Source organism: Bacillus sp. RHFS10, assembly GCF_016757475.1.
Lineage (GTDB): Bacteria > Bacillota > Bacilli > Bacillales > Bacillaceae > Bacillus > Bacillus subtilis_G.
Genome location: NZ_JAESPO010000017.1, coordinates 1 through 1,559 on the forward strand (window position 1 = coordinate 1; position 1,559 = coordinate 1,559).

Consider the following 1,559-nt stretch of genomic DNA (forward strand, 5'->3'; position numbering starts at 1 on the left):
TCAGGCTGTCGAGAAAATCTCGACAGCCTTTATTTTTCCTTAAAATATCCATTCCTCTGTAATAAAATAAAAGAAAGACTAAAAAGGACGGTGTCTTTCTTATGTTCCACACAAGAAATTCTTCTCAAAACGCAGCCGAATTTGTTCTTCTCGATCAACTCGTCGAAGAGGATCATTTGCTTCGAAAAATTGATCAACACATTGACTTCTCTTTTATCATTGAAAAGGTGAAGCCTTACTACAGCGAAAACAAAGGCCGCCCCTCACTCGACCCGCTGATTTTATTCAAAATGATGTTTATCGGCTACCTCTACGGTATCCGTTCAGAAAGACAGCTTGAAAAAGAAATTTACTACAATATGGCGTACAGATGGTTTCTCGGATTGAACATCAACGACCCAGTTCCGCACCACTCCACTATCAGCTGGAACAGACGCACACGCTTTAAAGATACAACCATCTTCCAAGACATTTTTGACGAGATCGTTCTTCAGGCCATCAATCATGACATGGTGGGCGGACGTGTCCTATTTACCGATTCCACTCATCTGAAAGCCAATGCCAACAAGCACAAATACACAAGGAAAACGATTGAACAGGATACACAAACCTTTATCAAAGATTTAAATGAAGCCATTCAGGAAGATCGGGAGGAACACGGAAAAAAGCCATTACCAGTCAAAGAGGAGGTGAAAGCTGAAAAAGAGATCCGCCACAGTACAACTGATCCAGAAAGTGGATATATGTATCGTGAAAACAAACCGGAGGGGTTCTTTTACTTAGATCACCGAACAACGGATATGAAACATAACATTATCACCGACGCCTATGTCACGCCTGGAAATATCCATGATTCTGTGCCTTATCTTGACCGATTAGACCACCAAATTGCACGATTTAATTTTGAAGTAGAAGCCGTCGCTCTTGATTCTGGTTATTTAACGACTCCGATCTGTAAAGGACTAGCCGATCGCCATATTTTTGGCGTTATTGCCCATAGACGATATCACCCTACTAGGGGCTTGTTTCCAAAATGGAAGTTTCATTATGACAGTGAAAAAGACAGTTACATTTGCCCGAACCAGCAGGTACTTACATACTCAACAACTGACCGAAAAGGCTACCGGTCATATAAATCAAATCCTGAAACCTGTTCCGCATGCCCATTGCTTGAGCAATGCACAAGATCAAAGAACCGCCAGAAGGTCATCACCCGGCATGTATGGGAGGACCACAAAGAAAAGGTCAGACAAAATCGCTTATCTGTTTCAGGAAAAACCCTCTATAAAAAAAGAAAAGAAAAAATAGAGCGAAGCTTTGCAGATTCAAAACAGCTGCATGGGCTTCGCTATTGCAGGTTGAGAGGAAAACGGAATGTGAGTGAACAAGTTCTCCTCACAGCCGCATGCCAGAACATGAAGAAGATTGCCACATACCTAGCCAAGCAGGGCTAGGTATGTGGGAGCTCTTTTTCTGCTTTTGAAATCAGCTGAATATCTAAAGAAACATTACAAAACAAAAAAGCTTGTAGAAAAAACATCGTTTTCTCTACAAGCTGA

The 1,559-nt window shown here is 41.6% G+C and carries 1 protein-coding gene; it reads left to right on the forward strand.

The features are described from left to right. The first annotated feature begins 101 nt into the window (after positions 1–101). Positions 102–1,454, forward strand: a complete 1,353-nt coding sequence (locus JMN17_RS21360; RefSeq protein WP_202329205.1) for an IS1182 family transposase — start codon at positions 102–104, stop codon at positions 1,452–1,454. Positions 1,455–1,559 lie beyond the last annotated feature (105 nt).